The following is a 24,765-nucleotide window of genomic DNA, read 5'->3' as shown; positions in this document are numbered from 1 at the left end:
AATGCATCAGTCTTTCGACGGCGTCGCGTCAGGTGGCAGCATCTGTGCGACCAGCGTGTCCGCGATGCCAAAGCCACGTTGCTTCGCGATAGCATCGGCCACCGCACGGTTCGCATAGTCAAGCATTGCTTCGCCGGAACGGTCGGCAAAGCCATCGTCTCCCTTGAGCTGGTCGGTCGCCTTCTTCATTTCGCTCAACATCTGCGCGATGAAAAGGCCTTCGAATTTCACGGCTGCATCTTCCACGCGTGCGCGGTAAGCTGGATCCGATGCCTTGATGGAGGCGGTCTCAATCGCGGCGTACTGTTCGTGTGGCAGGTATCCGGGTTCAAGCGTCATAATCGAATTCCTCGTTAGATCACCACCAGGTCGCCCGTCAGCGCGCCAGCTTCGGAAAGGGCTTGCAGGATCGCCATCAGGTCATCCGGCGTGGCACCGGTGCGGGTGATCGTGTCGACGATCGCTTGCAGGCTAGCGCCCGATGTCCACTGAAACGCATTGCCGCCCGCCTGCGTCACCCCGATCTCACTCACGGGCGCCGTCACGGTGCTGCCGTTGGCGAATGCGTTCGGCTGGCTGACCATCGTGCCTTCGGCGATCGTAACCTTCAGCGAGCCGTGCGAGACGACCGCCGGTTTGACCGTCACGCCCTGACTAATAACGACCGTACCGGTGCGCGAGTTAAAGACAACGCGCGGCACCTCTGCGCCTTTACTCACCTTCAACGCGTTCAGGCGCGCAACGAACGCCACGCGCTGGCTCGCCACCTGGGGGGCGACCACATCCACCGAGGTGGCGTCCACCGTGCTGGCGACTTCGCTGCCGAGTGCGTTGTTGATCACGTCGGTGATACTGGAGGCGGTCTGGAAATCCGGACGTTTCAAGTTCAAGCGTACGGTAGGCGTATCGGCGAAATCGGTGGCAATCTCCCGCTCGATCGTCGCACCCTTGGGAATCCGGCCCGTGGTGGGCGTATTGATGGTGACGCTGGTGCCGCTGCGCCCCTGCACGTTCAGACCTGGAATCACCAGGTTGCCCTGCGCCAGCGCATAGACGTCGCCGTCCGCCGCACGCAAGGGGGTCATCAGCAGTGTGCCCCCGCGCAGGCTCTTCGCATCACCGAGCGATGAAACGGTCACGTCCACTTTCTGGCCGCGGCGATAGCCCGGCGGGAACGTCGCGCTCACTATCACCGCGGCCGCGTTGCGCGAACGCAGGTTGATATTTTCCGGCAGTCGCGTGCCGAATTGCTTGAGCATATTCGTCAGCGACTGGGTGGTGTACTTGGCTTGCGTGCCGTCACCCGATCCCGCCAAGCCAACCACGATGCCGTAGCCGACAAGCGCATTCTCACGCACGCCCTCTACGTCGACCAGGCTACCGACGGTCTGCGCGCGCGCTTCAATTGTGTTGCTTAGCGCGATGCCGATTACGATAGCCAGGGCGGCGACACGGATGGTTAGTCGGGTTGGTTTCATCGTTTCATCCTGTGGTCGACTGGGCGTCGACCTGGTTCAGTCCGTTCGTCGTCAACTCAGAACGGCATCCACGGGCTGTTGAAGAATCGGGTCAACAAGCCGGGCTGATTTGCGTCCGCCAGCGACCCGCGGCCCGCGTAGGTAATGCGCGCATTCGCCACGCGTTGAGATGACACACGATTGTTCGAATCGATATCGGCCGCACGCACGTAACCCGCCAGACGTACGTTCTCTTCGCCCTGGTTGAGCACGAGGCGCTTCTCGCCCCGCACTTGCAGCAGGCCGTTGGGCATCACGCGCAGCACCACCACCGTCACCGAGCCGCGCAGCGTGTTTTGTTGCGAGCTGGAACCCGCGCCGTTGAACCCGCTCTTCGTGCCGAGTTCGGCCTCGACCGGCAGCGCCTTGCCGAACAGCGACGGCTTCTTGGCGCTGAGACTGCTGTCCTTGCCGACCTGCGTGCCGCTCTTCTTGCTCGCCTGGGTCGACTCTTCGAGATCCACCGTCAACACGTCGCCGGCGCGGAAGGCGCGCACGTCCGACGTGAGCGACCACGCCTGATCGGGAACCAGCACGCCGCCCGCCGTGCCTCGACGGACATCGAAAACGGTATCCGGCATGCCGTCGCCGAAGTCCGGCAGTGAACGATCGAACGGCCCGGTCGCACAACCGCCCAAGAAGGCCAGTACGCCGCCCATGGCAACGAAGCGGGTGAGCGTCATCAGCGCGCAGCCTGCGACAGGTACTGCATCATGTTGTCGGCAGCCGACAGCACCTTGGTGTTCATCTCGTAGGTGCGTTGGGCAGCGATCATCTCGACCATTTCTTCCACGGCCAATACGTTGGAACCCTCGAGCGCACCTTGCTTGATCGTTCCGGTGCCATTCTGACCGGGCTCACTTTCGGTGGGCGCGCCGCTGGCAACGGTTTCCGCATACAGGTTGCCGCCCAATGCGAGCAGGCCAGCCGGATTAACGAACTGGGCAAGCTGAAGTTGGCCGACTTCGGCCAGCGTCTTGCCTGCGCCCGTCGAAACCGATACCGTCCCGTTCTCGCTGATGGTGATACCCACCGCCTCAGGCGGAATGTCGATACCCGGCACGAGCGGCAGGCCCTGTGCATTGATCAGGCGGCCCTGGTCGTTCAGGCGCAACTGGCCGGCGCGCGTGTAGCCCACTTCACCGTTCGGCATTTCCACCTGCAAAAAGCCATTGCCGACAATGGCCACGTCCAGCGGCTGGCCGGTCTCCTGGAGCGCGCCAGTGGTGAACACCTTTTGCGTGCCGGCAATCCGCGTGCCGTTGCCGAGTTGCACACCCGGCCCCGTTGCGTTGTCCGATACCTGCGCACCGGGCTGGCGCTCGGCACGGTAGAACATGTCCTCGAACACGGCACGATCGCGTTTGAAGCCGACCGTGTTGACGTTCGCAAGGTTGTTGGCAATCGCCTGCAGCTTCGCGTCCTGGGCCTGGATGCCCGTCTTGCTGATCCACATTGCGTGATTCATCGTTGCCCTTCAGTGTTGGTTGATTCGTTAGGCGCCGGTCCAGCCGACCGCTTACCCGCGGATGAGCCTGTTTCCGGCATCGGCCATTTCATCGGCCACCTTGTATAGCTTCATCTGCATCTCGAATGAGCGCGTGAGCGACATCGTTTGCATCATTTCCTCGACGGCCGACACGTTGCTGGCTTCCAAGTGGCCGCCCTTGACGGTCACGCTGTCGTCCGCCGCATAGTCGGTACCGGTGCGCGAAACGATGAGACCTTGCGCGTTCTTCACCAAGTCGGTCGGCTCCGGGTTCACCAGCAGCAGGCGACCCGCATCCTGCACATCCTTCTCGCCCGCCGTCACGACGGAGATCGTGCCGTCCGCGCCGATCGTCAACGCATCGTGCTCGGGCAGCACGATCGGACCGCCTTCACCTAATACCGCGTTACCGTTCAAGGTCAGTGCGCCGTCGCCGTCGAGCGTGAGCGCGCCAGCTCGCGTGTACGCCACGCCCTGATCGGTTTCCACCGCCAGATAGCCGGCTCCGTCGATCGCCACGTCGAGCGTGCGCCCCGTTTCGCTGATCTTGCCCGGCTCCTGATTCACATGCGTCGACGTGAGCGTGGCGTGGTAACGCGAGTCGTAGCCATAACCCCTGGCTGCCTCGCTTGTCACGCTAGCCAGATCGGCGCGAAAGCCGCTGGTCTGCACGTTGGCAAGGTTGTTGGCTCGCACGTTGAGCGCGCGCAGCGAATGCTCGGCGCCGGTCATGGCGGTGTAGAGGAAATTGTCCATCGCGTTACAGCGCCTGCATCAACGCGCGCATCATTTCGTTTTCGGTCGACAGCACCTTCGAGTTGGCCTGGTAGTTCTGCTGCGCGCCCATCAGGCTCACGAGTTCCGCGGTCATGTCTACGTTCGACTGCTCGACTGCGCGCACGGCGAGCTTGCCGGCCATGCCGGTACCCGGTTTGCCGACCAGCGGTTCACCGGTAGCGGAACTGGCCTGCCAGGCGGAACCCTCCACCGGCACCAAGCCGTTTTCGTTCTGGAACGTCGCGATGGCCAATTGGCCGGCCGACAGCTTCTTGCCGTTGCTGTACTGCACCTCGATCGAGCCGTCCTCGGCCAGCGACACACCGGTCGCGGTGCCGGCCTTGTAGCCGTCAGCCCGACACCTGTCGGTCGTCTGTTTGCCGCCAAACATCGTCGTGCCGGCGTAGCTGATTGCAATCGACATCGGTGCGGCATCGGTCGGCGTGCCGAGGTCAAGTTGAACGGTGGAGGCCGGCGTTACCAGCTTGCCGGTGTTGTCGAAGCTCAGCTCCACGGGGTTGCCGACATCCTGACCGTCCATCGCGTAATAGACCTGCATCTTGTTGCCCGCATCCTTCACGAAATACTGGGTGACGGTATGCTCGCGACCGAGAGAATCCGTCACGGTGGCGGCCGAGATGCCGTTGTACGACTTCGGATCGTCCTTGTTGAATGGCGACACCGTCGGCTTGGTCCAGTCGGCAGACATATTGCCGACGTATTCCAGCGAACTGCTCGCCTGTGCGGGAATCGAGCCCCTGGGAATCGTCAGGTTGCCCAGTGCCCCGTCCGCGCCATACCCCTGCACGACGCGGCTCATGAAATCGGTCACGTTGCCGTTCTTGTCAATGTTGAACACACCGGCGCGCGAATACACCATCGAGCCGTCGGTGTCGCGAGAGATGAAGAACCCCTTGCCTGCGATCGCGGCGTCCATGCTGCGACCCGTCGCGGAAAAATTCCCGGTGACGTCCATCGACTGCGAGGTCGAACCGATCGATACGCCCGACGGCATCGCATTGATGTAACTCGACGCGAAGTTGGCGCGGCCCGATTTAAAGCCCAGCGTGCCACTGTTGGCGATGTTGTTGCTGATCTGGTTGAGCTGCCCGTTGATGGCGTTGATGCCGGCGAGCGCGATGTTGAAACTCATGACTGGAACCTCTTTGAAATGGGGAGACTCTGGGGAGACGCGGTTTCCGAAGACATAGGTTGCTGATTTGAACGGCCGAGAAAACGCGTGATGTCCGTGGCCGCCGCATCACCCATGCCCGCGATCGTCAAGATCACGCGACCATCCGTTCCGAGACGCACGCTTTGCAGATTGCCATCGAGCTCGACGGGGGGCTTCTCGCCGGAGTCGGCAACCACGCGGAGCGTGTACTTGCCCGGCGGCAGGCCGTGCTCTGCGGGGTCGATGTTGAAGTCGACGTCGCCCGCCTGTTTTGCGCCGAGCGGGACCTTGTACTCGGTGCCGCCCCCATCGGTCAGGATCACACCGACCTCCGACGCCGACGATTCGAGCTTGAAGCCCCCTTTGACCCCCGCATCGCCCAACTCGACCTTTTCCGATCGCACGCGCACCTGTGATCCGACTTGCGACCCGAGCGTCACGACGAGCATGCTTTCCTGCGTCCTGGCGTTGGCGGCGCTCAGGTTGGCAAGCGTTTGCATGGCTTCCACCTGGCTCATCTGCGCGAACTGCGTCACGAACTGGTTGGCTTCCATCGGCGCCAGCGGATCCTGATTCTTGACCTGCGCGACCAACAGCCGGGTGAACATGGCAGACACATCGCCTCCGCCATTGCCTGCTGTCGGCGTGGCGACCGAGCCACCTGTGCCACTGACGTTATTGACATTGTTCTGGATATCCACCGTGTTCAGCCCTCACCCATGCGCAGCAGGTCCTGCTGCATACCCTTGATGCGCGTGAGCACCTCAACGTTGGTGGAAAAAGCGCGCGAAGCGGCCATCATGTCGGCCATTTCCTCGACGGCGCTGACGTTCGAGTAAAACACCATGCCGTTTTCATCTGCCAGCGGGTGGCCCGGCTCATGTCGAGCAGCGAGCGCATCGTCGGTGGCAATCACGTCCAGCACCTGCACGCGCGCACCGCCGTTCTGGAACACCGATGCGAATACCGGTTTGCGCGCGCGGTACGCGGTTTCCTCGGTGCCGGACGTACCTGCATTGGCAAGGTTGCTGGCGATGGTGTTGAGTCGCACGGCTTGCGCGGACAACGCCGAACCCGCGATCTGCGAAATGTCCTTGAAGCTCATCAGATGTTCCCCGTGATGGCGGATTTCAGACCCTTGATTTTCATGTTGACGAATGTCAGGCTGGCCTGGAAATCCGCCGCGTTTTGCGAGAACGCCGCCTGCTCGACACCCAGTTCGACGGTGTTGCCATCTTGCGAGGGACTGCTGGGCACGCGGTACATCGGTTCATCGCCGCCGAATCGCAGCGCGACATCGAAGGCATCGTTGGCGAGCACATAGCCGAGGCTCGCACGGAAGTCCAGATCGCGCGCCTGGTAGCCCGGCGTCGATTCGTTGGCCAAGTTCGATGCAAGGAGCTTGGTGCGCTCGGCACGCACCTTGAGTGCGGCCGCATGTACGCCAAGTGCTTGTTCGAGATTCAATCCCATAGTGGCGGCTTGCCTCCGGAAAGTGCCGCGCGGTTGTTACCGGGCAGCGGTTGAGTCATAGACCGGGTGGAGGTTACGGGCTGGCGAACGTGGCCGCGAAGAGGTTTTACAGAACTTGAACACGGCGCTCGAGCGTTCGCTACAGCCGCGCGGCGCCCTATAATCGAGCGACAACATTCAGTTCAAGAAAAAGGATGCGATGGCTCCGACACACTCCCGCAAGCAACCGCACGAGCATGTGGTGCTGGCAGCAGTCATCGCGGCGTTGGCGATGCCGCTTGCAGCCTTTGCGCAGGCACCCGCCCCCGCCACGGCGCATCCAGGCGATCCGGCCGTTCCGCAGGTCGAGAAGGCGGCTCTGACGTGGCTTGAGCGCTATGTTGCCGATCGCGCGCTGACCAAACCCCATGCTTCAGTCGCGGTGTCGCCCCCGCGTCGGCCCGCCCCGACGTGCAGCGAGCCCTACGAAATCGCCGCGACTGACACCAAAACGCTGACCCGCATGCGTTTTTCAGTGCGCTGCAAGGGGGACCCGCGCGCCACGACCTATCTGGTGAAGGCTCACATCGACACGCCAGTGCTGGTAGCGGCAACCGCGTTGCCCTCCGGCCACACGCTCAACGAAGCGGATTTCAAGCAGGATGTCCGTGACTTTGCACTCACCCCTGATGCGCTGACCGATCCCGCCCTTGCTGTTGGGCGCATGCTGCGTCGCACGGTAAAAGCCGGCCAGGTGATCCAGGCGCGCCTACTCAACCGCGCGGAAACCATCCACCGCGGCCAGGCGGTCCAAATCGAGGCTAATTCCGGGCCGATACGCGTATCCGTACCGGGCACCGCCATGCAGAATGGCGCGGTCGACGAGGTTATCCGCGTGAAAAACGCGAGCACCGGCAAAGTAATCTTCGCGCGGGTGATCAGTGCCGACACCGTCGAGCCGGTCGGCGTGACGAAGTAGAGGTGACACGGCCGTCGGCACCCGGCCATAATGAACGTCAGCGAACCATCCGCTTGACCAGCCCTACCATTTCCACAAGCTTGGTCGCGTACGCAGGATCGGTCGCGTAACCACCGCGCTTGAGTGCGCCGGCAAATGCGCCAGCGTCGTCGCCTACGTTGCGCACGCCGGCGTAGCGGGGCGAATAGCGCAGCAGCTTGGCGTAATCATGAAAGGCGCCGCCATAGCTGCGGTACGCGCGGAAGTGGTCGACCATCTTCACGGCCGAACCGTTGACATACTCGGTGGTGACGGCAGCAGCCGACTCCCCCGCCCATCCGCCCGTCGATTTGATGCCAAACAGGTTATGCGTGGTCTCGCCGCGTACGTTCTTCAGCGGTTTGCTGCCCCAGCCTGACTCAAGCGCCGCGTGCGCGGCAATCAGTTCCGGTGCCGCGCCAATCATCGCACCCGCACGACGAGCGTGCGGCATGATCTCGGCCAGAAAGGCCTGCTGATCCGAATCGGCGAAGTTCGGCCCCGTCGCAGACGCGTCGTTTCCCAAGACACCCTGCTGCGGCTTCGCGAGCGCTTCCGCGCGGGCTCGCATCATATTGGTCCACGTTGCCGCCTGCGACGAAAGCTGCGGCTCGATCGAGCGGCCGAAGCCGTTGCGGATAGTGCCGCGGATATCGCGATTCAGCGACGCGTACAACGAACCAAAGCCCATCGCCGACTCGCTTGCGGACGCAACGGGAGAGGGAGTGCGGGCAGACGGACCCGGCGCGGCGGGCACGAATGCGACGTCAGGCCGGAACATAGGTGTGGCTTTCTCCGTACACCAGGCGCTGCATCACCTCGTACTGCGCGACCAAGAGGCCGCTGTTGCGCCGAGTGAGGGCGTGGCATCGCGCTGCAAGCAGCTTCACTTCCTCACACCGCTCGACGAACGATGCGCGTTGCATTGCGTGCCTGTCGTCGGCCAACAGACGCCGACCAAGGTCCAGCACCGCACCCGGCACCAGACCGAGCCGCTCAATGCGGTAGCGGCGCCGCATGTCAATCGCATCGGCCTCAGCTGCGATCACGCCAGCGAGCACGCCAAGCCTCACGGTATCGAGTTGCCGCGCCGCAGCAAACTGATCTTCCAGCAGTTGCACTAGCTTGCGGTAGCCGACGCAGTCTGCGATAACATCCACGAGCAGTTGGTGCGGGGAACCCGTGCCCGTCATTCGCTACCTCCGTGATAACGTTGAATCGTGCCCGCAAGCTTGCAGGCATCGAACCGGATTTTGCCGGCGGCCAGCGCGGCCTGAACGCGAGCCACGCGAACCATGTCGATTTCCGGCGTCTCGTCCAGCGCAGCGCGTGCTGCATCCAGCACCAGGCGATCACGGGTCTTTTCGTGCACCACTTCAGTTGACGCCACAGTACGCTTGTGGCGCGCGCCCTCGGAACGCTGTACGCCTTCCGCTCCATTGACTGCGGCGTGTGCCGCCAGATTAGCAATTCGCATGATGTCACCCTAAGGCCCCGCGGCCCTCAAAATTGTTACCCGTCCTCACTCCTTCAGAACGAGCAAGCGGATCGATCTGTTAAGTCCTTTTTTTGTCGAGCTCGACACCGACCTCCGCACCGACGCGGCCCGCGTCAGGATTCCCGGCCGACGTGGCGTTAATGCCGGGCGTCAGCGGCACCACTTGGTCGACTGGGCCGAACATGGAGCAGATAGCGCGGGCGCGTTCCGGCGTCAGCACCAGAAATTCAATGCGTCGATTGATTGCGGCGCGAGGATTGCTCACCAGCGGCGCCCGGTCGGCCATGCCGATCACTTGCATCACTTGTTCGGAGTTCACGCCTCCTTGCAACAGCCACGACCGGGCGGACATCGCGCGATCCACCGACAGATCCCAGTTCGAACGCGAGCCGGCGTCCGAGTTGCGATACGGCACCGAATCAGTGTGCCCCAGTACGAACAGTGGATTGCCGATCGAGCCCATGAGCGCGCCCAGCTTGATCAGCATCGGTCGAAACGGCTCGGAAGGTACCGCACCACCGCTGACGAACACGCCGCGCTCTTCGGTATCGTGCAGCATGACCCGCAGGCCCATTGGCGTGACGATCGCTTGAACGTTGTCGAGCACCCCTGCGTCCTTACCGAGCTTGCGCACACGCTCGGCAAGCGCATCCATCGCCTCGCGGCTGCCTGCCATCGGCTGGCTGTGCTTCACGTCGCCAGCCCCATCGTCAGCCACGTGCGACGCCGACGTGTCCTGCAGCGCGTGAGTATTCGGCCCCAACGGCGCACCGGCCGGCATGTCCGAGTCGTCGTCGTACAGTGCACTGTCGACCATTGCGTCCATTTTGCGGCGCGTCTCTTCGTCGCGCGCACTAAGTGCCCACAACAACATGAACACACACAGCAGTGCGAGGCAGAAATCGGCGAACGCGACTTTCCAGCCACCGCCATGATCGTCATCGTAATCGCGCCGAACCGGGCGTTTGACGATCAAGTCGATTGGGGCCGCCCGGCGTTCAACTCGCTTGGCAGGATTAGCCGTCGCGGGCGCGACGGGTGCATCTTCGGCTGTGACGCTTTCGTGGGTGCTATCCAAGCTCATTCACGCCCCGCGTCCAATTGCCCGATCCAGCCCTCGAGCTGCGCGAAGCTTGGCTTGCAGGCCGGTTGCATCATGCGACGGCCCGCATCGATCGCCAGCAGCGGTGGCTTGCCGCCAGCAAAGGCCACCAGTATCACTTTCATGCATTCCATTTCCGACATCTCGGCCTTCATCGCCTGCTTGACCAGGTTCGACACCGGATCCAAGACGCCGTAACAGAAGAAAATGCCGATAAGCGTGCCAATCATGGCGGCTGCAACATTCTCGGCCAGTTCGGCCGCGCTGGCGCCGTCGCCAAGTCTGCCCATGGCAATCACCACGCCCAATACCGCCGCCACAATGCCAAAGCCGGGCATGGCTTCCGAAATCTTCTTGATCGAGCGCGACGGCAACTCGATGTTCTCTTGAATGGCAACCAACTCCTGCTCGAGCACGCTTTCCAGCTCGTGGGAACTGATCTTGCCCATCGCCATCAAGCGAAGGTTGTCGACGATAAAGGTAAGCAGCTCGGGACCCTGTAGCACCAGCGGGTAGCGCTGGAACAGCCGGCTTTCGTGAGGGTTCTCGACGTGGTTGTCGAGCGCCTTGAGGTCTCTGCCGATGTTCAATAGCTCATACATCAGCAGCAGTTGCTGGCGCTGGAGTTCCTTGTTGGCCATGCGCTTGCGCCTGCCCATCACCTTACGCAATTGCTTGCCCATGTCCACGAGCACGTGGCGCGAATTGCCGAGCACCAGCGCACCAACGGCCGAGCCGACGACGATCAACAGCTCGACAGGCTGCCAGAGCTTGCGGAAATCGCCCCCCATGAATACGAAGCCGCCGAATACGCAGCCAAGCACGATCAAAATTCCAAATATCTGTTGCATGATTTCTTCCCGACCTGCGCGCCGTCCGATGCCAGCGGCGCAATATTCTTCAACGTCAATGCTGAGCGAGGCGCTTGCGCATCTTGACCAAAGCGCTCTTGTTGATCTGACAGACTCGAGCCCGCGTCAGGCCCAGCACCGCCCCGATCTCCGCTTGACTCAGATCGAATTCGTAATAGAGCTGGATAATCTGCTGCTCGCGTGCATCGAGCACGCCCAGCGCCTGTTCAAGCGAGCGGCGCAGCATGGCCCGGTGTTCAATGCCATCGCTGCCGCCGCACTCGTACCGTTCCGCGTCCTCTTCCAGCAAGGCGTCGAAACTGACAAACTCTTGTGCACAGTCGTCCAGTTGCAACTGCTCGTATTCGTCGTCGCCGATTTCCAGCGCGTTGCACACTTCTTCTTTCGTAGGATCGCGGCGCAGTTCCCGGCGCAGTGCTCGCTCGGTGCTGCGCAGACGGTGAGCACCTTGGCGTGCCGAGCGCGGGCGCCAGTCCTGGCGGCGCAGTTCGTCCAGAATCGCGCCCCGCACGCGAAATAGCGCAAAATGCTCGAATTCATCATCGGGCTCGCCGTAGCGACGCAGCGCTTCGAGCAGGCCCATTAGCCCGAGTTGCTCGAGGTCGCAGGCCTCCATCGCTCCACCCGCCTGCGACGCCAGCTTGCGCACGATGCGCTTCACCAGCGGCGCATACTGCGTCATCCAGCGTGCCTCATCAGCGGAGGACAACGTCTGGTTCTCGCGCTGTACACTTTGGTATTCGGTGTAAATCGTTGCAGTCATCGTATTCGGTCCATCATGACCTTCGTTACCGTCACGTTACGAGAGCGTGCGATTGGTGCCGCAGCACAATGTTCGTATTCCAAATCGAGCAATGCTGCTGATTCGAGCTATTCTATGCACTGCACATCGACCATCGTGCGCGCGGCTGGTACGCCTCGGCCCCTCTCGCTCAGCGCCGGCAGCCCTTCGCGCAATTCGTTTCGTTAGCCGAAAGCAGCATATCCGGCATCAGATTGCACGGCCGCGTGTTGCCCTTGTTGCCGTGCGTTCCGATTCATGTCGTCATCCTCTTCACGTACGCTAATTCGCGAGGCGTCAATTCGAATATTGAATCGCCTCCTGCGGAGGCCAATCCGCCACCAGGCCCTCGCGTGGGCGCATCATCGCGTGGGGGGTGCTCGCGGCCGCCCGAGCCGCTCGCCTCCCCATGGCCTTGCCGACCTGCCGAGACCTGCACGGTCACGTCGCCACCATGGCGCGCGCCGAGATCCTGGCGCAAGCTTTCTCCGATCGCCTGCAACTGGAGAACGACCTCGGGATGAGTGGCCGACAAGTGAACTGCCATGCCGTTGACGTTCTGGCGTAGGTCGATGCGTATCGATCCGTTCGAACCCGGTTCGAGTCGGATCACGGCTTGACGCATGCCTTGAGCCATCTGCACGCTCAGGCGCTCTCCCAACGCGTCGATCAGCTTCTGCTGACGCGCGGTCGGCGCACCCGTAGCCGTTGTCGGTACCATTGCCGCTTCCGGTGCCTTTGCCAATTCCGGTACCCTTGCCGCGTCCGTCAACAGTTCGGCTTGTGTTGCGCGGGTGCCTACTTCGCAGTCGGGCGTGACGGCCGATGGCCCTGTCGGAGCGATTGCATCACCGAACGCGAGCGGGCCGAAGATCGGCGACACGTGCGTCGTCGCGAGATTCATGCTTTGGTTCAACAGCGCCCCAGGTACCGCACTCGATCGATGGTCGAACAGGCGCGCGGCCAGCATGGGCGCGACTGGTTCCTTCGCACCAACTTGCGGCAAAGCCGCTTGCTCGATCGCGCCGCGCCGGTACAAGTCCACTGGTTGCGCTGTCCCCTGCGTGTGTGCCGGCAACGAAACGATGGTGGAAAGGCGTTGCATTGCGACGGTATCGACCGGTGCGTCGCTTGTCGTCCGGTCCGGTGCGACAGTGTCGACTGCACGTGCTTCCAGCGCCTGCATAAGGCCTGGTGCGACCACCGCGCCGTCCTGCAACGATGGCATGTCGCTAGCCGGCGGTTCGGTTTCAGGCGCTCGCGCCAGTGCCAACCACGGATCCAGCACCGACACCGGATCCGCCGTAGCGTCCGTGCCGTCGTCCAGTCCGGAGCCTTCCACCAGCAAGGACTCGAAATCATCGGTTAACACGGATGGCTGCACGCTGAGCACTGCAGCCAGCACGGCGCTACCGTCGGTTGCCGTTGCCGGCGCAAGGTCGGCCATTGCCGAAAGACCGCTCATCATTGCTGGCTCCCTTGAACTGCATAGGCCTGCCAGACTTCGCGGCGATCATTGAGATCGTTCATCGCCTCGATCAGCCGTTCGGATTCGATTTCCAATAACGAAATAGCGACGCGGTGCGCGATCGTCAAAAGTCTCAGTGCTTCCAGCTCGGCAGCGGTCAACGCCGTACCGGTTGCCATGTTGCTCACGATATCGTGTACTTCGACGCTCAAGCACACCAGCGCGTCGAAATCGCACTTCGCAATTGCTTGTCGTACGCGCATTGCAAGTCGTAGCACATAGTCGCTCTGGTCCATGGCCTATCATCCGAATCGTTGATCGACGCCTTCCCACGCCGCGCGCAACGTGCGAATCAGCATCGAGACTTCATCGATGAGGAGCGGATCCAGAGCGAGTCCGGCTTCATTCAAGCGTACCGTGCAGTACTCGTACAGCCGGGCAAGATTGACGACGACCTCGTTGCCGACGTCGAAATCGAGTGCACTGGTCAGACCATGCAGCATGCCGATGCACTTGTTCAGGCTGTTGCCCTTCTCTTCGTAGCGTCCAGCTTCGATATGGGCGCGCGCGCGCGCCATCTCGTCGAGCAGGCCATCCATCAGCACAATCACCAACCGTACCGGCGACGCGCTTGCCGCCTGACTCGCCAGGTTCGTCGTCTGGTAATTGCCGTAACCATGTCCGGTCATCATTTCTTGTTTCCGCTAAGGAGGTCGTCGAGCAACTGCTTCGTGTATTCCATCCGCTTCTGCAGTTCCGCCACGCGCGTGAACTGGGTCAGATATCGGTCATAGACCTGACGGTATTGCACTTCGAGCGAACGCTCCTTTTTCTTTAACGATTGCTGAATAAGCTCGGCGGAATCCTGACGACGCTTGACCTGACCGTCGACGGAGGAGGTCCATGTCTTCAGGTAGGCGTCCATGCGCGCGACGATGCCCTTCTCAGGATCGGCAAACAAGGCGGCGAGACCATTTGGATTCTTGTCCAGCGAGGCTTTCAGCTTGTCCGTATCGAGCGACAGCTTGCCGGTACGGTCCGCTGAGATGCCGTAGTCCAACATCCGCCTTTCGCCCACTGTGGCGCGCAACAGCGCGTTCATTCGCTGTTGGAGATTGCGCACACCGGCATCGCCAACGAACGGCCCCGCGTTGGATGGATTGTCAGGGTTAACCTTTGTCAGCTCGGCCAGCACGCCCATTGCTTTGTTATATGCATCGACAAACGCCTGCACGGCGTCGGCCGTGCCGCCGTGGTCAAGCTTGATATCGAGCAACAATGGCGCGTCGCTTTCGACCATCGACTGCTTGAACGTGACGGACACGCCCTGAATGCCGGTGAAACTATTGCTGCCCTGCTTGATTTCGACGCCGCTCTTTCCGCCAAGCTTGAATATGGCGTCTCGTGCTACCGACAGTTCGTCCGGCGTACCCGACAGGGCAGCTGACAGCGCTGTATCGTTGATGCCGCTGGTGTCGAGCGAAATGGCACCGGCCTCGCCTGTCTCGCCCGAGGTCAGCACGAGACGCTGCTCACCCTCGATCGTGACGATCGATGCAGATACCTTGCCCTTGTTGCCAGCGGCCTGGTTGATCGCGCGAGCCAGTTCGGCCGGCGACACATTGCTGCTCGCGTCCGCGTTGGCCGCCGATAGGTCCACCTTGAACGATTCGCCGTTCGCGAGTGCGATTCCGAGTGTGCCCGCATCCGTGGCACCGTATGACGAGAGGTCCTTGAAAGCCACCTGATGCGCCGACGCAAGCTGCTTGACGAAGAACGCGTAACGACCGGGCTGCGCACTGGCCGCCGCCGTGGCTTCGCCTAGCGCCTGGTTCGACAGCGAAGCCTTTTGTTTGACGATGCCACCAACACCGGACAAGCCCTTCAACGCGGTCTGAAACGAACTCAACGCGCCTTGTAACCGGGTAAGCCCGGCCTGGGCAACCGCGTTGCCCGCTTGCTGGCTTTTCAGGCGCTGAACTGCATTCTGCATGTACTTTTCGGTAAGCGCCTTGGCGCTTGCCACTGGGTCTCCAATACTGCCGAACATGGCGTCCTCGCTTGATCAGAATGGGTTGGATATCGAACGTTGCTGCGACAGCCGCCTGCGCAGCCATGCCTGGGAAGCCTGCTGGTCTTCGAGTTTGCGATCGCGTGCGCGCTTCTCGAGTTCGAGCGCGCCAAGCTTCTTGCTGCGAACTCGATCGATCTGCTCGTACCGTAGGCGTGCGCGGCACAAATCCGCGCGCAAGCCCGCGACCAATGCCTCGTGCTTTGCCAATTGACGCTCGTGCAGATGAATCAGATTGGCGATCGCAGAGCGATAGCGCGCACCGTTCATCGCATGCTCAGGATGTACGTGCGTACCGGTGTCAACGCTTTGCATCAGCAAAGTCATTTGCAAAATATGATGGCGATAGCGAGCGCCTTCCGCATCACGCGCGGCGACATCGACTTCCAGCCGATCCACTTCCTTCGCACGCATCGCAACGAGTTGCGATAGTCCGGCAACGACATGTCGGGCGTTCATGCGGCAATCTCCGCCAGAATATCCAGCGTCGCCTGGCGCGGCGCGACCTCGTCCTGCGCCTGACACAGGAAGGCTTCGATCCGGTCGTGCATCTTCACGGCGTGATCGGTAACGAGATCCGCGCCGGCCACGTAGCCGCCCAGCGGGATCAGATCGCGAACATTGGCGTAGCGAGACATCATTTGCTTGACCTTGCGTACCGCGTCGATCTGCTCGCGCGGCGCCACGAGTGACATGCAGCGGCTGACCGAGCGCAGCACGTCGATCGCCGGGTAATGCCCCTGGGAGGCGAGATCGCGCGACAGCATGATGTGACCATCGAGAATCGCACGCGCCGTGTCGACCACCGGGTCCTGTTCGTCGTCGCCTTCAGCCAACACTGTGTAGATGGCACTCATGCTGCCAACACCTTCGCCGTTGCCCGCACGCTCCACCAGGCGTGGCAACATGCCGAACACAGAGGGCGGATAGCCGCGTGTGGCAGGCGGCTCCCCCAGCGCCAGCGCGATTTCCCGCTGTGCCATCGCGTAACGCGTGAGGGAATCGACCATCAGCAGCACATCGTTACCGGCATCGCGAAAGTGTGTGGCAACCGCGTGGCACAGCTCGGTCGCCATCAAACGCATCAGCGGGGAATCATCCGCCGGTGCGACCACGACGATGGCTTTGGACAAGCCTTCTGGGCCAAGCGAGTGCTCGATAAACTCTCGCACCTCGCGGCCTCGCTCGCCGATCATGCCAACCACCACCACATCGGCCGCGGCCTGGCGCGCGATCATGCCGAGTAGCACGCTCTTGCCAACGCCACTGCCAGCAAAAAGGCCAACGCGCTGCCCGCGGCCCAACGTCAGCATGCCGTCGATCGCGCGCACGCCTACGTCCATCACCCCCTCCACCGGCTGCTTGCGCAGCGGGTTCACGCGCGGGGGAGCCAGATCGAGCACGGCGTCGCCGACGAGCGGACCACGGTCGTCGATCGGTTCACCGAGGCCATCGACGATGCGGCCCCGCCATCCAGCGCCGATCGACAGCGTGCGCGCACGTTCATCGCCAAACACGCGCGCGCCCGCGGCCAAACCCTCTGCGGGCCTGAAGGGCATCAAATACGACACGCCTTCCCGAAAGCCGACCACGCGGGCGTCGAGCCAGTCATTCGATGCGGTTTCGATCCGTGCGAGTTGACCGGTCTCGAATGCATAGCCGGTCACCTCAAGCAGGAGGCCCGAGACGGCGGACAAGCGCCCTACCTGCCTTGCGACGGGCACATCGCCAAGGTGAAGCTTGCCGAGTACGGATTCGTTCATGCTGGCACTCCGTCCGAGTCATCGGCATGGGCATGCGCAAGCTGCGAGGTAATCCGCTCGATGCAGGCGACAAGGCGCTGACCACAGCCCGCGTCCATTTCGATGTCATCGGCCCGCACGCGGCATTCGCCGGGCTCAAGCCGGTCGTCCGGCACCAGTTGCCAGCCCTGCGCTCGGTCGGGTGCCGCCTCAGCCAGGCGCGCGTAATCGGCCGGGTTCAGTCGCACGCTGACGGATTCGGGCGGTTTCGTCAGCGTGCCGACGGCTTCATCCACAAACGCGAGGATCCGCTCGGGACGAGTTTCAAGCTCCGCACGCACAACCTGCCGGGCAACGTCGCCAACGAGCTCGGCCACTTCGCTGCGCACCTTGGCTCGATACGCTTCCTGCACGCGCTGGAAGCCACGAACCAGCGCGTCGACCGGTGCTACCAGCGCATCGAACCCAGAACGCACATCGCGGCGTGCGCCTTCGGCGCCGACTCGTTCGCCGGCGGCAAAGCCCTCCTCGTAACCCGCTTGCCGAGCTTCTTCAAGCAATTCCGCAGCCGGTGGTACATGCAGTTGCTCGGAGAGCAGATCCACCTCGTCGGGCGCCGTGAATCCGCCAAGCTGCTCGCTTGCCGCGCGAATGCGTGCCAGCGAGGGAAATGCATAGCGTCGGTACGTCCTCATCGAAGTGCTTCCTCCGCCACGAGCCGAAGTTCGATGTCGCCGTCGTCGGCAAGTCTTCGTACGATGTCCATGATTTCGCGGCGCGCCGACTCGACTTTGCTCGGGATTGCGGGTTCCGTCCGGCGCAACATCTCCTCGAAGGCCTGCACCGCGCGCCGCGGCATCGAGCGCAACAGTGCGTCGCGCACAGCTGGGTCGGCACCCTTGAGCGCCACGCCCCACAGCGCCGTGTCGACATGTTCGAGAATGACGGAGATCACCTCATCATCCTGGTTCGCGATCACCGCGAAATCGTAGATAAGGTCTTCCACCGCTGCCACCAACTCCGGGTCTCGGGCACGCAGAATTTCCACCATGTGGGCGCGGTCGCCCGGCATACGGTTAATGATGTCGGCGGCCTGCCGCACACCTTCGACCGCCGTGCTTTGTGTGCCAAGGTTAGCGATGCAGCCGTCGACTACGCCTTCCAAGTCTCGCAGCAGGTCATGATCGATCTCCGTCAGACGCGCGATATCGAGCAGCACTTGCTCGCGTCGCACTTCGGGCAGCGCCTGAATCACGCGGCTCGCCTGCTCCGACGGCAGGAAGACGAGGAATATGGCTTGCATGCGTACGTGCTCATCGCGCAGGCGGTCGGCAAGCCATTGCGGCTGTGCCCACTGCAGGCGCGCCATCTTCGGGCCTATCGCGTCGCCGTAGATCTTGTTGAGCACGCTATTAGCTACCACACCGCCGAGCGCCATCTCCAGCGAGCGCTGCAAGAACGAGCGCGAAGCGCCACGTACGCCGCTCTGCTCGCGAAAATTCGTGAAGAAGTGCTCGATGGTGTTCTGCACAGCCTCCACCTTGACGCCTTGCATGCGTGACATGGCGAGTGTCACGTCCAGCAACTCCTCGCGCGAGAGACATCGCAGCACGCCCGCCGCAGCTTCCTCGCCGATGCTGAGCAGGATGATGGCAGCACGCTCCACCGCGGCAAGAGTCTGGGTTGGCGGGCCTGCCGTTATGGCGGCGTCCACGGTCGCAGGTACGTCAGTTGGTGTGCTCATCGTCTCGAATCCAGGGTTTGATGACTTCGGCAACGCGCTCAGGGTCCTGAGCTGCCAGATGCTTCAGGTGTGCGATCAGCACGTCGGCGCCGGAGCCAATCGGCGGGAGATTCGCGTCGGCCAGCAGCAGGGGCTGCGTGTCGGCGTCGGCGGCTGCCGCAAGCGCCGGGGTTTCCGGACCGCCGGGTACGGCGTTGGCGCCTTGCGACTGCGGATCGCGCCCGCCGTTGGCCCAAATGCGAAGCACCTTAAGCAGTGGGCGGAAGATGAATACGAACCCGAGTAGCGCACCCAATGCCCACGCTGCCCAAGTACCAATCGTCACGATGTTGTCGGGCTGTTTCCACCACGGCTGCGATACGGTCACCGGCGTGCCGCGGAAGTCCAGCGACGACACCGTCAGTGCATCTGCACGGTCGGCATCGATGCCCAAGCCGTTGCGCAGGATCGTGTCCACCTGCGCAAGTTGCGCCGGCGCCCAAGCCTTTCCACCGCCGGGCGCGGCGGCGTTGTTCAGAACCACCGCCACGTTCAGGCGCTTCACGCGCACGGGACTGCGCTTGATCTGTACGACATTGCGGTCGTAAGCGTATTGGCGTGTCTGCGCGTTCTTGGCCGAGTGCGGCGCTTCGGGCATGCTGGCCGTCGACGGCGGTGCCGGGCGGTTCGACAATGAACCCGGTACCCCCAACGCTGCCTGACCGATGTCCTTCTCGTCGCGAATCGCTTCCTGTGTCACCTTCGGGGCCTCGCCGTATTGCTCGCGGGTCTCTTCCACGCGATCGTGGTCCAGCTCGACGGCAACGCTCGCGCGAAAGTTGCCGTCCCCCAACACCGGCGTGAGCAACTCGCGAATATTGCGCAATACCTGTTCACGCATTTGCGCACCCAACTCGCTGTCGAGTGTGGAATTTCCCAGTACCGGATCGATCTGCGCGGACAGGTGATTGCCGGCCTGGTCTATCACCGTCACGCGGGCCGGGTCGAGGTTCGCCACGCTGCCCGCTACCAGCGCGACTATCGCCGCAATCTGCTCCTTGCTCAGCTTGCGGTTAGGCTTGAGCGTGAGCACTACCGACGCCGAACTCTTGTCGCCATCGGCCAGAATGAACGACGCCGATTTGGCAATCGATAGATGCACACGAGCCGACGACACCGGCTCGAGCGCCATCACGCTCTGCGTCAGTTCGCCTTCGAGGCCACGCCGAAACCGGACGTCCTGCACGAACTGACTGACGCCCAGCGGATCGCTCTTGTCCACCTGCTCCAGCCCCTCCGGCAATTTGGCTACCACACCCTTGGCGGCCAGCATCATGCGGGCAGCACCGAGCTTCTGCTCAGGCACCAGCACCTGGCCACTGTCCGGGTGGATACGGTACGGAATGCCATCGGCGTCCAGCGCGGCCATCATGTCGGCGGCGACCACTGCTTCCTGGGAGCCAAAAAGCGGTTTGTAGCGCGAGTCCTGACGATGCATCAGCATCATGGTCAGCGCGGCCAGGCTAATCGCCAGGATGACGATGGGCACCAGTTTGGACAGCGCCGCGGGGGACGGCAATCGGAAATGGCCGGGAGGCGCGAAGCGCGCAATCTGAGCCTTGACTTGAGCAAGCACGTTTGCGGTCCTCATCAAACCTGCATCTTGATGATGTCGTCAAAAGCACTCATGACCTTGTTGCGCACCTGGACCATTGTGGAGAACGACAGGCTTGCCTGCTGGCTGGCCAGCATGGCACCCACAAGGTCATCGCTGGCGCCCGTTTCCACGGCGGTGACGAGATCGTCGGCGTGATGTTGTTGCGCATCCGTGCCACGCACGGCCTGCTTGAGTAAATCGGCGAAGCCTCCTGCGATGTCGGCAGAAGCGGCTTCGGTTTTCGGGTCATCGTTTTTTTGGATGACGGATTGGCGAATCGAATCGAGCATCGCGCTCGAGAGGTCGACAGTCATGGCGGCTCCAGATTGGCTATGGCGCAGATTCTGGGACGTCATCCGTCGTAGAACGAGAATGTTCAACGAAACATTGATTGGCCCGCTAGCGGCGGCCCGTCACTGCTGCTCGTGCTCGATGGGGCAGAGCACGACCATATGGAGAATGAGCCGGTACACAATGGAGGAACATGGTTCGGGGCGGCTCCGCGCCCGAGCGCCCCTAGCGTCGCGCTATATGGCGAACCGGCAGTCACGCGCGGGCGCGGCAGTCATCGCCACCGTCGCAGGTCGGGTTACGCCGACCGTTTCCAGCGATCCAACACCTCGCGCCTTCGCCGAGACGCGTGGCAGGATCAGCTCGAACGCGGTGCCGCTCCCTGGCGCACTGTGCACGGCAACCGTGCCGCCGTGTCTTTCGATCACGGCCTTGACGAAAGGCAACCCCAATCCGACGCTGGCGCTGCCATCGGCCTTGCGCTCGGCCTGGAAGAACGGCTCGAACAGGCGACGGACCGTGTCGTCGGTCATGCCGACGCCGCTGTCAGCCACCGTCAGTACCAGTGCGCCGTCGCCAGCCGAGCCGATGGTGAGCGACACTACGGCACCAGGCGGCGAATACTTGATCGCGTTGTCCAGCACGTTGACGACCGCACGCATGAGCATGTCACCATTTCCGCTAACGAGGGTGTCTTCCACCAAGAATGCCGGTTCGCGCAACACGACGCCCTTTTGCTCGGCGGCGAGCCAGTTCTGGTCGATCGCCTCTTCGGCCACCTCGCTCAACGCCACCGGCTCGAATTCGGTCCGGTCGAGTCGTTCGGCACGGCTCAACTGCATGAAGTCCTTCGCAATACGTAACGAGTATGAAGCCTGCTGCCGTAGATCGCTCAGGAAAGCGCGATCCGACTCCCCGTCCGGATTACCGCCAACGGACGCGCCCCGGCGATCGATCAACGACAGGATGGCCGTCAGCGGGCTGCGCAGATCATGGGCGATATGGCGCAACATCCACTTGTCGTGCGAGACAAATCCCTTCAGATCGCAAAGGTCGATCAGACAAACCAGGTGGGACATCTGCGTGTCGCCGTCGAAAGAAGTATCCCCGCTCAGTCCACTCGACAGCCGTTCGCACATCAGCATGTAGGTGCGACCGCCCCATTCGATTTCACGACTGGCGTCTCCGCCCTTGCATACGCTCTCGGCCACGAGCCGCTCGACTTGCATGAATGGCAATCGAGCGTCGGTCAGCTCACCGGCGGAGTCCTCGTGCATTAAAGTGGCAGCCTTCGCGTTCCACACGGCAACGTGGCCGCCCATCGTGAGAAAGACTGGATACGGAAACTGGTTGACCATGTCGACGTAGAGCTTTTGCCAGCCGCGTACCTGCAGCAACGCTGCCTTGATGCCGACCAGCTCGTCGGACCGCCCGGACGGCGCAGCGACCGCGGCGACACCCTCTCGCGGATGGATCGTAGCGGCGATCGCTCCCCATTCGCGCAATTCGCCTCGCAACATCGAGAGCATGCGAGCATGTCGCTCCCACGCAAAAAAGCCGTAGATCAGCAGGCAAACAACCGGAAGCAGCCCCAGCGGCAACCAGATATGGAATACCAACATTCCCAGTGGAACGGCGAAGATCAGCGCGCCCCAGCCGAGCGCCGCCAGATGCACCGCCCGACCGGGCACAAACACGCAGATCAGTACGACGCCGAACGCGAGGATCAGATAGATCGACACCCCGACGACGGCGGGCGCTTCGCGTGCGAGATTGCCCGACGCCACGGCGTCGGCGATGAGCGCGTCGAGTTGTGAGCGCGTAACCTCGTGCGAGTTGAGCGACGAGATCTGGAACATCCCTCCGGCGCCCCACGCGTGACTACCGACGAATACCACCTTCCCATCGAACGCATCCGCAGGTACGCGTTGCTGCAGCACATCAATATCCGAATACTGCGTGAGGTGCATCGATGCCGGCAGCATTGTCATCACCGCCGGCGTGCGTGCGGCTCCGATCGACTGCGCGTACGGCCTGACGAAATCAACAACCGGCAACGGCGGCTCGATGCCCGCCACCCGCAGCGCGTCGAGCGCAACGTGTGCATAACGGACGCCTGCAGACAGACGGTAAGGTACGAAACCACTCACCACACCGTAGTGGCCCATCGTAACGATGCGCTGGCTGCGCGCGGCAGCAAGCGAACTGAGTGCCGGCGGCAGTAAGCTTGAACAGCTTCGTGCGTGCCCAGCGAGGCCTGGCTCGACCAACACGGTATGCGAACATGCTCGCATGCCGGCGCGCAGACTCGAATAATCGAACCCGGGCCACAGCGGCAAATCGAGCGTGACGCTGCGCGCCTTCCCAAGGGCGCCGAGCAATTGAGCCAAATACGCGTCCATGCCATGCGGGTCCAGTTGGGCGATCACCCCTTCGTCGATGTTGACCACCACCACCTGTCGCGTCGACCGATGCGCAACCACCTGCGCCATCATATCGAACAGCACACGATCAAGCGCACCCGACACCACGCCGCTGCCGGGGTTACCGCTCAACGCAGCCAGTGCCAGCATCGCAAGGACCACAAGGCCCCGCAAGGGGCCGATCATCATCAAGCGGGAAATGAGTGCACGCATGGAGCCACCAGCTTGCCGCAAGCTCAATCCAAGTCGTTGTCGGCACCGTCCGCCAACCGCTCGAGGCGATACCCGTAGCGATATACGCTCGAAATTCTGAGCCCGTTCGGACGCAGACGAAGGCCGTTTCTCACCCGTGTGATATAGGTTGCCAACGTGCCTACATTCGACGAATCCGCAGCACCCCAAACTTGCTTGAGCAGCACATCGCGACTCACCACGCGTCCGGCGTGCGCGAACAGGTACAGCGCAATGGAAAATTCGCGCTCAGGCAGCGAGACTTGCTCGCCGTCGGGCAACGTCGCCGTGCGCGTGGTCTCGTCCAGGATGAATCCGGAAAATTTGATTTGCTGATTGCGCTGGACCCCCGGGTACCATTTGCGCAACTGTGCGATAACGCGCGCAATCAACATTCGCTCGCTGATAGGCTTGACCAGATAGTCATCCGCCCCGCAGCTCAAGCCGTGCAGGATATCGCGCTCGTCGTCATGCTGAGTGAGCAACACAATGGGAATCAGATAGTCGACCCGCTTGCGCATGTCTATCAGTACGTCGATGCCGGTCATGCCGGGCACATCCCAATCGAGTAGAAGCATATCGACCTTCTCGTGGCCGATGCGGTCGATAAAGCGACTGCCGTCGTGCTCGACAATCGCATCGTAGCCCGCGGCCTCGAGCCAGTGCCGAACGGTTTTCGCATGTGCGATGTTGTCTTCCAGGAGCGCAATGCGCGGCTTTTTTGCATCGGCGGGTGTGACTGTCGACATGATTACGAGACTGATGAGGATTTTGGGAGGCACCCACCGACGTATCCCGTCAACACGCTATCGAACGGAATTCGTGGAGCCCACGGTTAAGCAGCGGAGTTCCCCCGCAAGGATAGACAGAATGCACACTACGAATTGTGGCGTCCTTGATGCGAAAAAATATCGCGAGGCCACAGACATTTCAGCGGGGCCGAAATCGCTCGGCACTGCGTCAGCAGCCCACGCATGCACATGGTGCGAGAAAGGCCCTGAGAGTGAAGATTAGGCGTCAGTCAAACCGAACTCGCACGTTTCTCAACACGCGTTATGCGCAACGCTCGTCACCGCCGACGAATCGCCAGCAACCTAACGGACGGGCAACCCAAGTGCGAACCGGTGGCAAGAGAAATGCCAAGTGTGAAGTTTGCGCGGCGAGACCTGAATCTCAAACCAGCTCCTTTTGGACCTGCGATACAGATCCCAATGTAGAGCTAAAGTGTGAGCGAAATCCGCCGTGCCCAATATCAGACAACTCTTATTTTCCGGAGTCGCCCCATTAGACGGGCCGGATCAATAGCATGTCGCCACGCGCGGGAACGCCAGCACAGCAGTATTCACTGGCGCTATTGCAGCGACTCATAGCGCCATCGCTCGGCACCGCTTAAATGGCAAGCCTTCCCCGCCAGCGGAGAAGCAATCTCGACGTTTGCACATCCGCCGCGCCGCATCTCCCGCTTGGCCGACTCGATTCGATTTAACGTCTGTGGATCGC

28 protein-coding genes are annotated in these 24,765 nt (G+C 62.2%); 1 reads left to right on the top strand and 27 read right to left on the bottom strand.

Translation table 11 applies throughout. The features are described 5' to 3' along the window. Positions 1-6: 6 nt before the first annotated feature. Genes CFB49_RS30450 through CFB49_RS30410 form a run of 9 tightly spaced genes read right to left on the bottom strand, consistent with a single transcriptional unit; the run spans position 7 to position 6,430 of the window. Positions 7-339, bottom strand: a complete 333-nt coding sequence (locus CFB49_RS30450; protein WP_143329339.1) for a flagellar biosynthesis protein FlgJ — start codon at positions 337-339, stop codon at positions 7-9. Between the two features lie 14 nt (positions 340-353). Continuing rightward, a complete protein-coding gene (locus tag CFB49_RS30445; RefSeq protein ID WP_179234981.1) occupies positions 354-1,478 on the bottom strand; it encodes a flagellar basal body P-ring protein FlgI in 1,125 nt (374 codons plus the stop codon). A gap of 56 nt (positions 1,479-1,534) precedes the next feature. Next, positions 1,535-2,200 (bottom strand): flagellar basal body L-ring protein FlgH, encoded by a 666-nt coding sequence (gene flgH / locus CFB49_RS30440; protein WP_089493225.1) that lies wholly within the window; start codon positions 2,198-2,200, stop codon positions 1,535-1,537. Beyond that, on the bottom strand, positions 2,200-2,985 hold the full coding sequence (gene flgG, locus CFB49_RS30435) for a flagellar basal-body rod protein FlgG (protein WP_179234980.1): 786 nt from the start codon (positions 2,983-2,985) through the stop codon (positions 2,200-2,202). The genes flgH and flgG overlap by 1 nt, the downstream gene beginning before the upstream one ends. 51 nt (positions 2,986-3,036) lie before the next feature. Further along, the gene (locus CFB49_RS30430) at positions 3,037-3,762 is read right to left on the bottom strand and encodes a flagellar basal body rod protein FlgF (protein WP_089493223.1); all 726 of its coding nucleotides are present in this window, start codon (positions 3,760-3,762) and stop codon (positions 3,037-3,039) included. Positions 3,763-3,766: 4 nt separating this feature from the next. Then, positions 3,767-4,936: a flagellar hook-basal body complex protein gene (locus tag CFB49_RS30425; RefSeq protein WP_089493222.1), complete on the bottom strand. Its 1,170-nt coding sequence runs from the start codon at positions 4,934-4,936 to the stop codon at positions 3,767-3,769. Then, complete coding sequence (locus tag CFB49_RS30420; RefSeq protein ID WP_089493221.1) at positions 4,933-5,658, bottom strand: flagellar hook capping FlgD N-terminal domain-containing protein; 726 nt, start codon at positions 5,656-5,658, stop codon at positions 4,933-4,935. Before CFB49_RS30420 ends, CFB49_RS30425 begins: the two co-directional genes overlap by 4 nt. Before the next feature lie 5 nt (positions 5,659-5,663). After that, positions 5,664-6,062, bottom strand: coding sequence for a flagellar basal body rod protein FlgC (gene flgC / locus CFB49_RS30415; RefSeq protein ID WP_027782020.1), 399 nt, complete (start codon positions 6,060-6,062; stop codon positions 5,664-5,666). Next, positions 6,062-6,430: a flagellar basal body protein gene (locus CFB49_RS30410; RefSeq protein WP_089493220.1), complete on the bottom strand. Its 369-nt coding sequence runs from the start codon at positions 6,428-6,430 to the stop codon at positions 6,062-6,064. Before CFB49_RS30410 ends, flgC begins: the two co-directional genes overlap by 1 nt. A gap of 199 nt (positions 6,431-6,629) precedes the next feature. Here CFB49_RS30410 and flgA point away from each other — a divergent pair, with 199 nt between their 5' ends. Next, positions 6,630-7,388 carry a flagellar basal body P-ring formation chaperone FlgA gene (flgA, locus tag CFB49_RS30405; protein WP_089493219.1) on the top strand — a complete coding sequence of 253 codons (759 nt, stop codon included), beginning with the start codon at positions 6,630-6,632 and terminating at the stop codon, positions 7,386-7,388. 37 nt (positions 7,389-7,425) lie between these two features. Here flgA and CFB49_RS30400 read toward each other — a convergent pair whose 3' ends face one another. From CFB49_RS30400 to CFB49_RS30315, 18 genes are all read right to left on the bottom strand, one after another. Continuing rightward, on the bottom strand, positions 7,426-8,097 hold the full coding sequence (locus tag CFB49_RS30400; protein ID WP_179234979.1) for a glucosaminidase domain-containing protein: 672 nt from the start codon (positions 8,095-8,097) through the stop codon (positions 7,426-7,428). 76 nt (positions 8,098-8,173) lie between these two features. Then, positions 8,174-8,599, bottom strand: coding sequence for a hypothetical protein (locus CFB49_RS30395; RefSeq protein WP_089493217.1), 426 nt, complete (start codon positions 8,597-8,599; stop codon positions 8,174-8,176). Beyond that, entirely contained in the window at positions 8,596-8,883 is a 288-nt protein-coding gene (locus CFB49_RS30390; RefSeq protein WP_089493216.1) for a flagellar biosynthesis anti-sigma factor FlgM, read from the bottom strand. The genes CFB49_RS30395 and CFB49_RS30390 overlap by 4 nt, the downstream gene beginning before the upstream one ends. Positions 8,884-8,962: 79 nt before the next feature. Then, complete coding sequence (locus CFB49_RS30385; RefSeq protein WP_089493215.1) at positions 8,963-9,988, bottom strand: flagellar motor protein MotB; 1,026 nt, start codon at positions 9,986-9,988, stop codon at positions 8,963-8,965. Next, entirely contained in the window at positions 9,985-10,857 is an 873-nt protein-coding gene (motA, locus tag CFB49_RS30380) for a flagellar motor stator protein MotA (RefSeq protein WP_089493214.1), read from the bottom strand. Before motA ends, CFB49_RS30385 begins: the two co-directional genes overlap by 4 nt. Before the next feature lie 55 nt (positions 10,858-10,912). Beyond that, positions 10,913-11,641: a FliA/WhiG family RNA polymerase sigma factor gene (locus tag CFB49_RS30375; RefSeq protein WP_089493213.1), complete on the bottom strand. Its 729-nt coding sequence runs from the start codon at positions 11,639-11,641 to the stop codon at positions 10,913-10,915. A 274-nt stretch (positions 11,642-11,915) separates the two neighbouring features. Beyond that, positions 11,916-13,127 carry a flagellar hook-length control protein FliK gene (locus CFB49_RS30370; RefSeq protein ID WP_089493212.1) on the bottom strand — a complete coding sequence of 404 codons (1,212 nt, stop codon included), beginning with the start codon at positions 13,125-13,127 and terminating at the stop codon, positions 11,916-11,918. Further along, the gene (locus tag CFB49_RS30365) at positions 13,124-13,423 is read right to left on the bottom strand and encodes a hypothetical protein (protein WP_089493211.1); all 300 of its coding nucleotides are present in this window, start codon (positions 13,421-13,423) and stop codon (positions 13,124-13,126) included. Before CFB49_RS30365 ends, CFB49_RS30370 begins: the two co-directional genes overlap by 4 nt. A 6-nt stretch (positions 13,424-13,429) precedes the next feature. Beyond that, positions 13,430-13,819: a flagellar export chaperone FliS gene (gene fliS, locus CFB49_RS30360; protein ID WP_069620608.1), complete on the bottom strand. Its 390-nt coding sequence runs from the start codon at positions 13,817-13,819 to the stop codon at positions 13,430-13,432. Beyond that, the gene (fliD, locus tag CFB49_RS30355; protein ID WP_179234978.1) at positions 13,816-15,153 is read right to left on the bottom strand and encodes a flagellar filament capping protein FliD; all 1,338 of its coding nucleotides are present in this window, start codon (positions 15,151-15,153) and stop codon (positions 13,816-13,818) included. Before fliD ends, fliS begins: the two co-directional genes overlap by 4 nt. Positions 15,154-15,192: 39 nt before the next feature. Then, on the bottom strand, positions 15,193-15,657 hold the full coding sequence (locus CFB49_RS30350; protein ID WP_143329338.1) for a hypothetical protein: 465 nt from the start codon (positions 15,655-15,657) through the stop codon (positions 15,193-15,195). Continuing rightward, complete coding sequence (locus CFB49_RS30345; RefSeq protein ID WP_089493208.1) at positions 15,654-16,961, bottom strand: FliI/YscN family ATPase; 1,308 nt, start codon at positions 16,959-16,961, stop codon at positions 15,654-15,656. Before CFB49_RS30345 ends, CFB49_RS30350 begins: the two co-directional genes overlap by 4 nt. After that, on the bottom strand, positions 16,958-17,635 hold the full coding sequence (locus CFB49_RS30340) for a FliH/SctL family protein (RefSeq protein WP_089493207.1): 678 nt from the start codon (positions 17,633-17,635) through the stop codon (positions 16,958-16,960). Before CFB49_RS30340 ends, CFB49_RS30345 begins: the two co-directional genes overlap by 4 nt. Continuing rightward, positions 17,632-18,684, bottom strand: coding sequence for a flagellar motor switch protein FliG (locus CFB49_RS30335; protein ID WP_069620603.1), 1,053 nt, complete (start codon positions 18,682-18,684; stop codon positions 17,632-17,634). The genes CFB49_RS30340 and CFB49_RS30335 overlap by 4 nt, the downstream gene beginning before the upstream one ends. After that, positions 18,668-20,314 (bottom strand): flagellar basal-body MS-ring/collar protein FliF, encoded by a 1,647-nt coding sequence (fliF, locus tag CFB49_RS30330; protein WP_089493206.1) that lies wholly within the window; start codon positions 20,312-20,314, stop codon positions 18,668-18,670. Before fliF ends, CFB49_RS30335 begins: the two co-directional genes overlap by 17 nt. Next, complete coding sequence (gene fliE, locus CFB49_RS30325) at positions 20,314-20,634, bottom strand: flagellar hook-basal body complex protein FliE (RefSeq protein ID WP_050017761.1); 321 nt, start codon at positions 20,632-20,634, stop codon at positions 20,314-20,316. Before fliE ends, fliF begins: the two co-directional genes overlap by 1 nt. A gap of 213 nt (positions 20,635-20,847) precedes the next feature. Beyond that, the gene (locus CFB49_RS30320) at positions 20,848-23,247 is read right to left on the bottom strand and encodes a sensor histidine kinase (RefSeq protein WP_089493205.1); all 2,400 of its coding nucleotides are present in this window, start codon (positions 23,245-23,247) and stop codon (positions 20,848-20,850) included. A 23-nt stretch (positions 23,248-23,270) separates the two neighbouring features. After that, positions 23,271-24,014, bottom strand: a complete 744-nt coding sequence (locus CFB49_RS30315; RefSeq protein WP_089493701.1) for a response regulator transcription factor — start codon at positions 24,012-24,014, stop codon at positions 23,271-23,273. Positions 24,015-24,765: the final 751 nt, after the last annotated feature.

This window comes from Burkholderia sp. AU17457 (genome assembly GCF_002223255.1).
Classification (GTDB): Bacteria; Pseudomonadota; Gammaproteobacteria; order Burkholderiales; family Burkholderiaceae; genus Burkholderia; species Burkholderia sola.
Note: the sequence above shows the minus strand (reverse complement) of the source record. Positions and strands in the feature narration are given on the sequence as shown.

Bases quoted from the DNA above. Each gene is read 5' to 3' on its own strand.
- CFB49_RS30450 (WP_143329339.1), bottom strand. From the start codon at position 339: ATGACGCTTGAACCCGGATACCTGCCACACGAACAGTACGCCGCGATT.
- CFB49_RS30445 (WP_179234981.1), bottom strand. From the start codon at position 1,478: ATGAAACCAACCCGACTAACCATCCGTGTCGCCGCCCTGGCTATCGTA.
- flgH (WP_089493225.1), bottom strand. From the start codon at position 2,200: ATGACGCTCACCCGCTTCGTTGCCATGGGCGGCGTACTGGCCTTCTTG.
- flgG (WP_179234980.1), bottom strand. From the start codon at position 2,985: ATGAATCACGCAATGTGGATCAGCAAGACGGGCATCCAGGCCCAGGAC.
- CFB49_RS30430 (WP_089493223.1), bottom strand. From the start codon at position 3,762: ATGGACAATTTCCTCTACACCGCCATGACCGGCGCCGAGCATTCGCTG.
- CFB49_RS30425 (WP_089493222.1), bottom strand. From the start codon at position 4,936: ATGAGTTTCAACATCGCGCTCGCCGGCATCAACGCCATCAACGGGCAG.
- flgC (WP_027782020.1), bottom strand. From the start codon at position 6,062: ATGAGCTTCAAGGACATTTCGCAGATCGCGGGTTCGGCGTTGTCCGCG.
- CFB49_RS30410 (WP_089493220.1), bottom strand. From the start codon at position 6,430: ATGGGATTGAATCTCGAACAAGCACTTGGCGTACATGCGGCCGCACTC.
- flgA (WP_089493219.1), top strand. From the start codon at position 6,630: ATGGCTCCGACACACTCCCGCAAGCAACCGCACGAGCATGTGGTGCTG.
- CFB49_RS30400 (WP_179234979.1), bottom strand. From the start codon at position 8,097: ATGGGCTTTGGTTCGTTGTACGCGTCGCTGAATCGCGATATCCGCGGC.
- CFB49_RS30395 (WP_089493217.1), bottom strand. From the start codon at position 8,599: ATGACGGGCACGGGTTCCCCGCACCAACTGCTCGTGGATGTTATCGCA.
- CFB49_RS30390 (WP_089493216.1), bottom strand. From the start codon at position 8,883: ATGCGAATTGCTAATCTGGCGGCACACGCCGCAGTCAATGGAGCGGAA.
- CFB49_RS30385 (WP_089493215.1), bottom strand. From the start codon at position 9,988: ATGAGCTTGGATAGCACCCACGAAAGCGTCACAGCCGAAGATGCACCC.
- motA (WP_089493214.1), bottom strand. From the start codon at position 10,857: ATGCAACAGATATTTGGAATTTTGATCGTGCTTGGCTGCGTATTCGGC.
- CFB49_RS30375 (WP_089493213.1), bottom strand. From the start codon at position 11,641: ATGACTGCAACGATTTACACCGAATACCAAAGTGTACAGCGCGAGAAC.
- CFB49_RS30370 (WP_089493212.1), bottom strand. From the start codon at position 13,127: ATGATGAGCGGTCTTTCGGCAATGGCCGACCTTGCGCCGGCAACGGCA.
- CFB49_RS30365 (WP_089493211.1), bottom strand. From the start codon at position 13,423: ATGGACCAGAGCGACTATGTGCTACGACTTGCAATGCGCGTACGACAA.
- fliS (WP_069620608.1), bottom strand. From the start codon at position 13,819: ATGATGACCGGACATGGTTACGGCAATTACCAGACGACGAACCTGGCG.
- CFB49_RS30350 (WP_143329338.1), bottom strand. From the start codon at position 15,657: ATGAACGCCCGACATGTCGTTGCCGGACTATCGCAACTCGTTGCGATG.
- CFB49_RS30345 (WP_089493208.1), bottom strand. From the start codon at position 16,961: ATGAACGAATCCGTACTCGGCAAGCTTCACCTTGGCGATGTGCCCGTC.
- CFB49_RS30340 (WP_089493207.1), bottom strand. From the start codon at position 17,635: ATGAGGACGTACCGACGCTATGCATTTCCCTCGCTGGCACGCATTCGC.
- CFB49_RS30335 (WP_069620603.1), bottom strand. From the start codon at position 18,684: ATGAGCACACCAACTGACGTACCTGCGACCGTGGACGCCGCCATAACG.
- fliF (WP_089493206.1), bottom strand. From the start codon at position 20,314: ATGAGGACCGCAAACGTGCTTGCTCAAGTCAAGGCTCAGATTGCGCGC.
- fliE (WP_050017761.1), bottom strand. From the start codon at position 20,634: ATGACTGTCGACCTCTCGAGCGCGATGCTCGATTCGATTCGCCAATCC.
- CFB49_RS30320 (WP_089493205.1), bottom strand. From the start codon at position 23,247: ATGCGTGCACTCATTTCCCGCTTGATGATGATCGGCCCCTTGCGGGGC.
- CFB49_RS30315 (WP_089493701.1), bottom strand. From the start codon at position 24,014: ATGTCGACAGTCACACCCGCCGATGCAAAAAAGCCGCGCATTGCGCTC.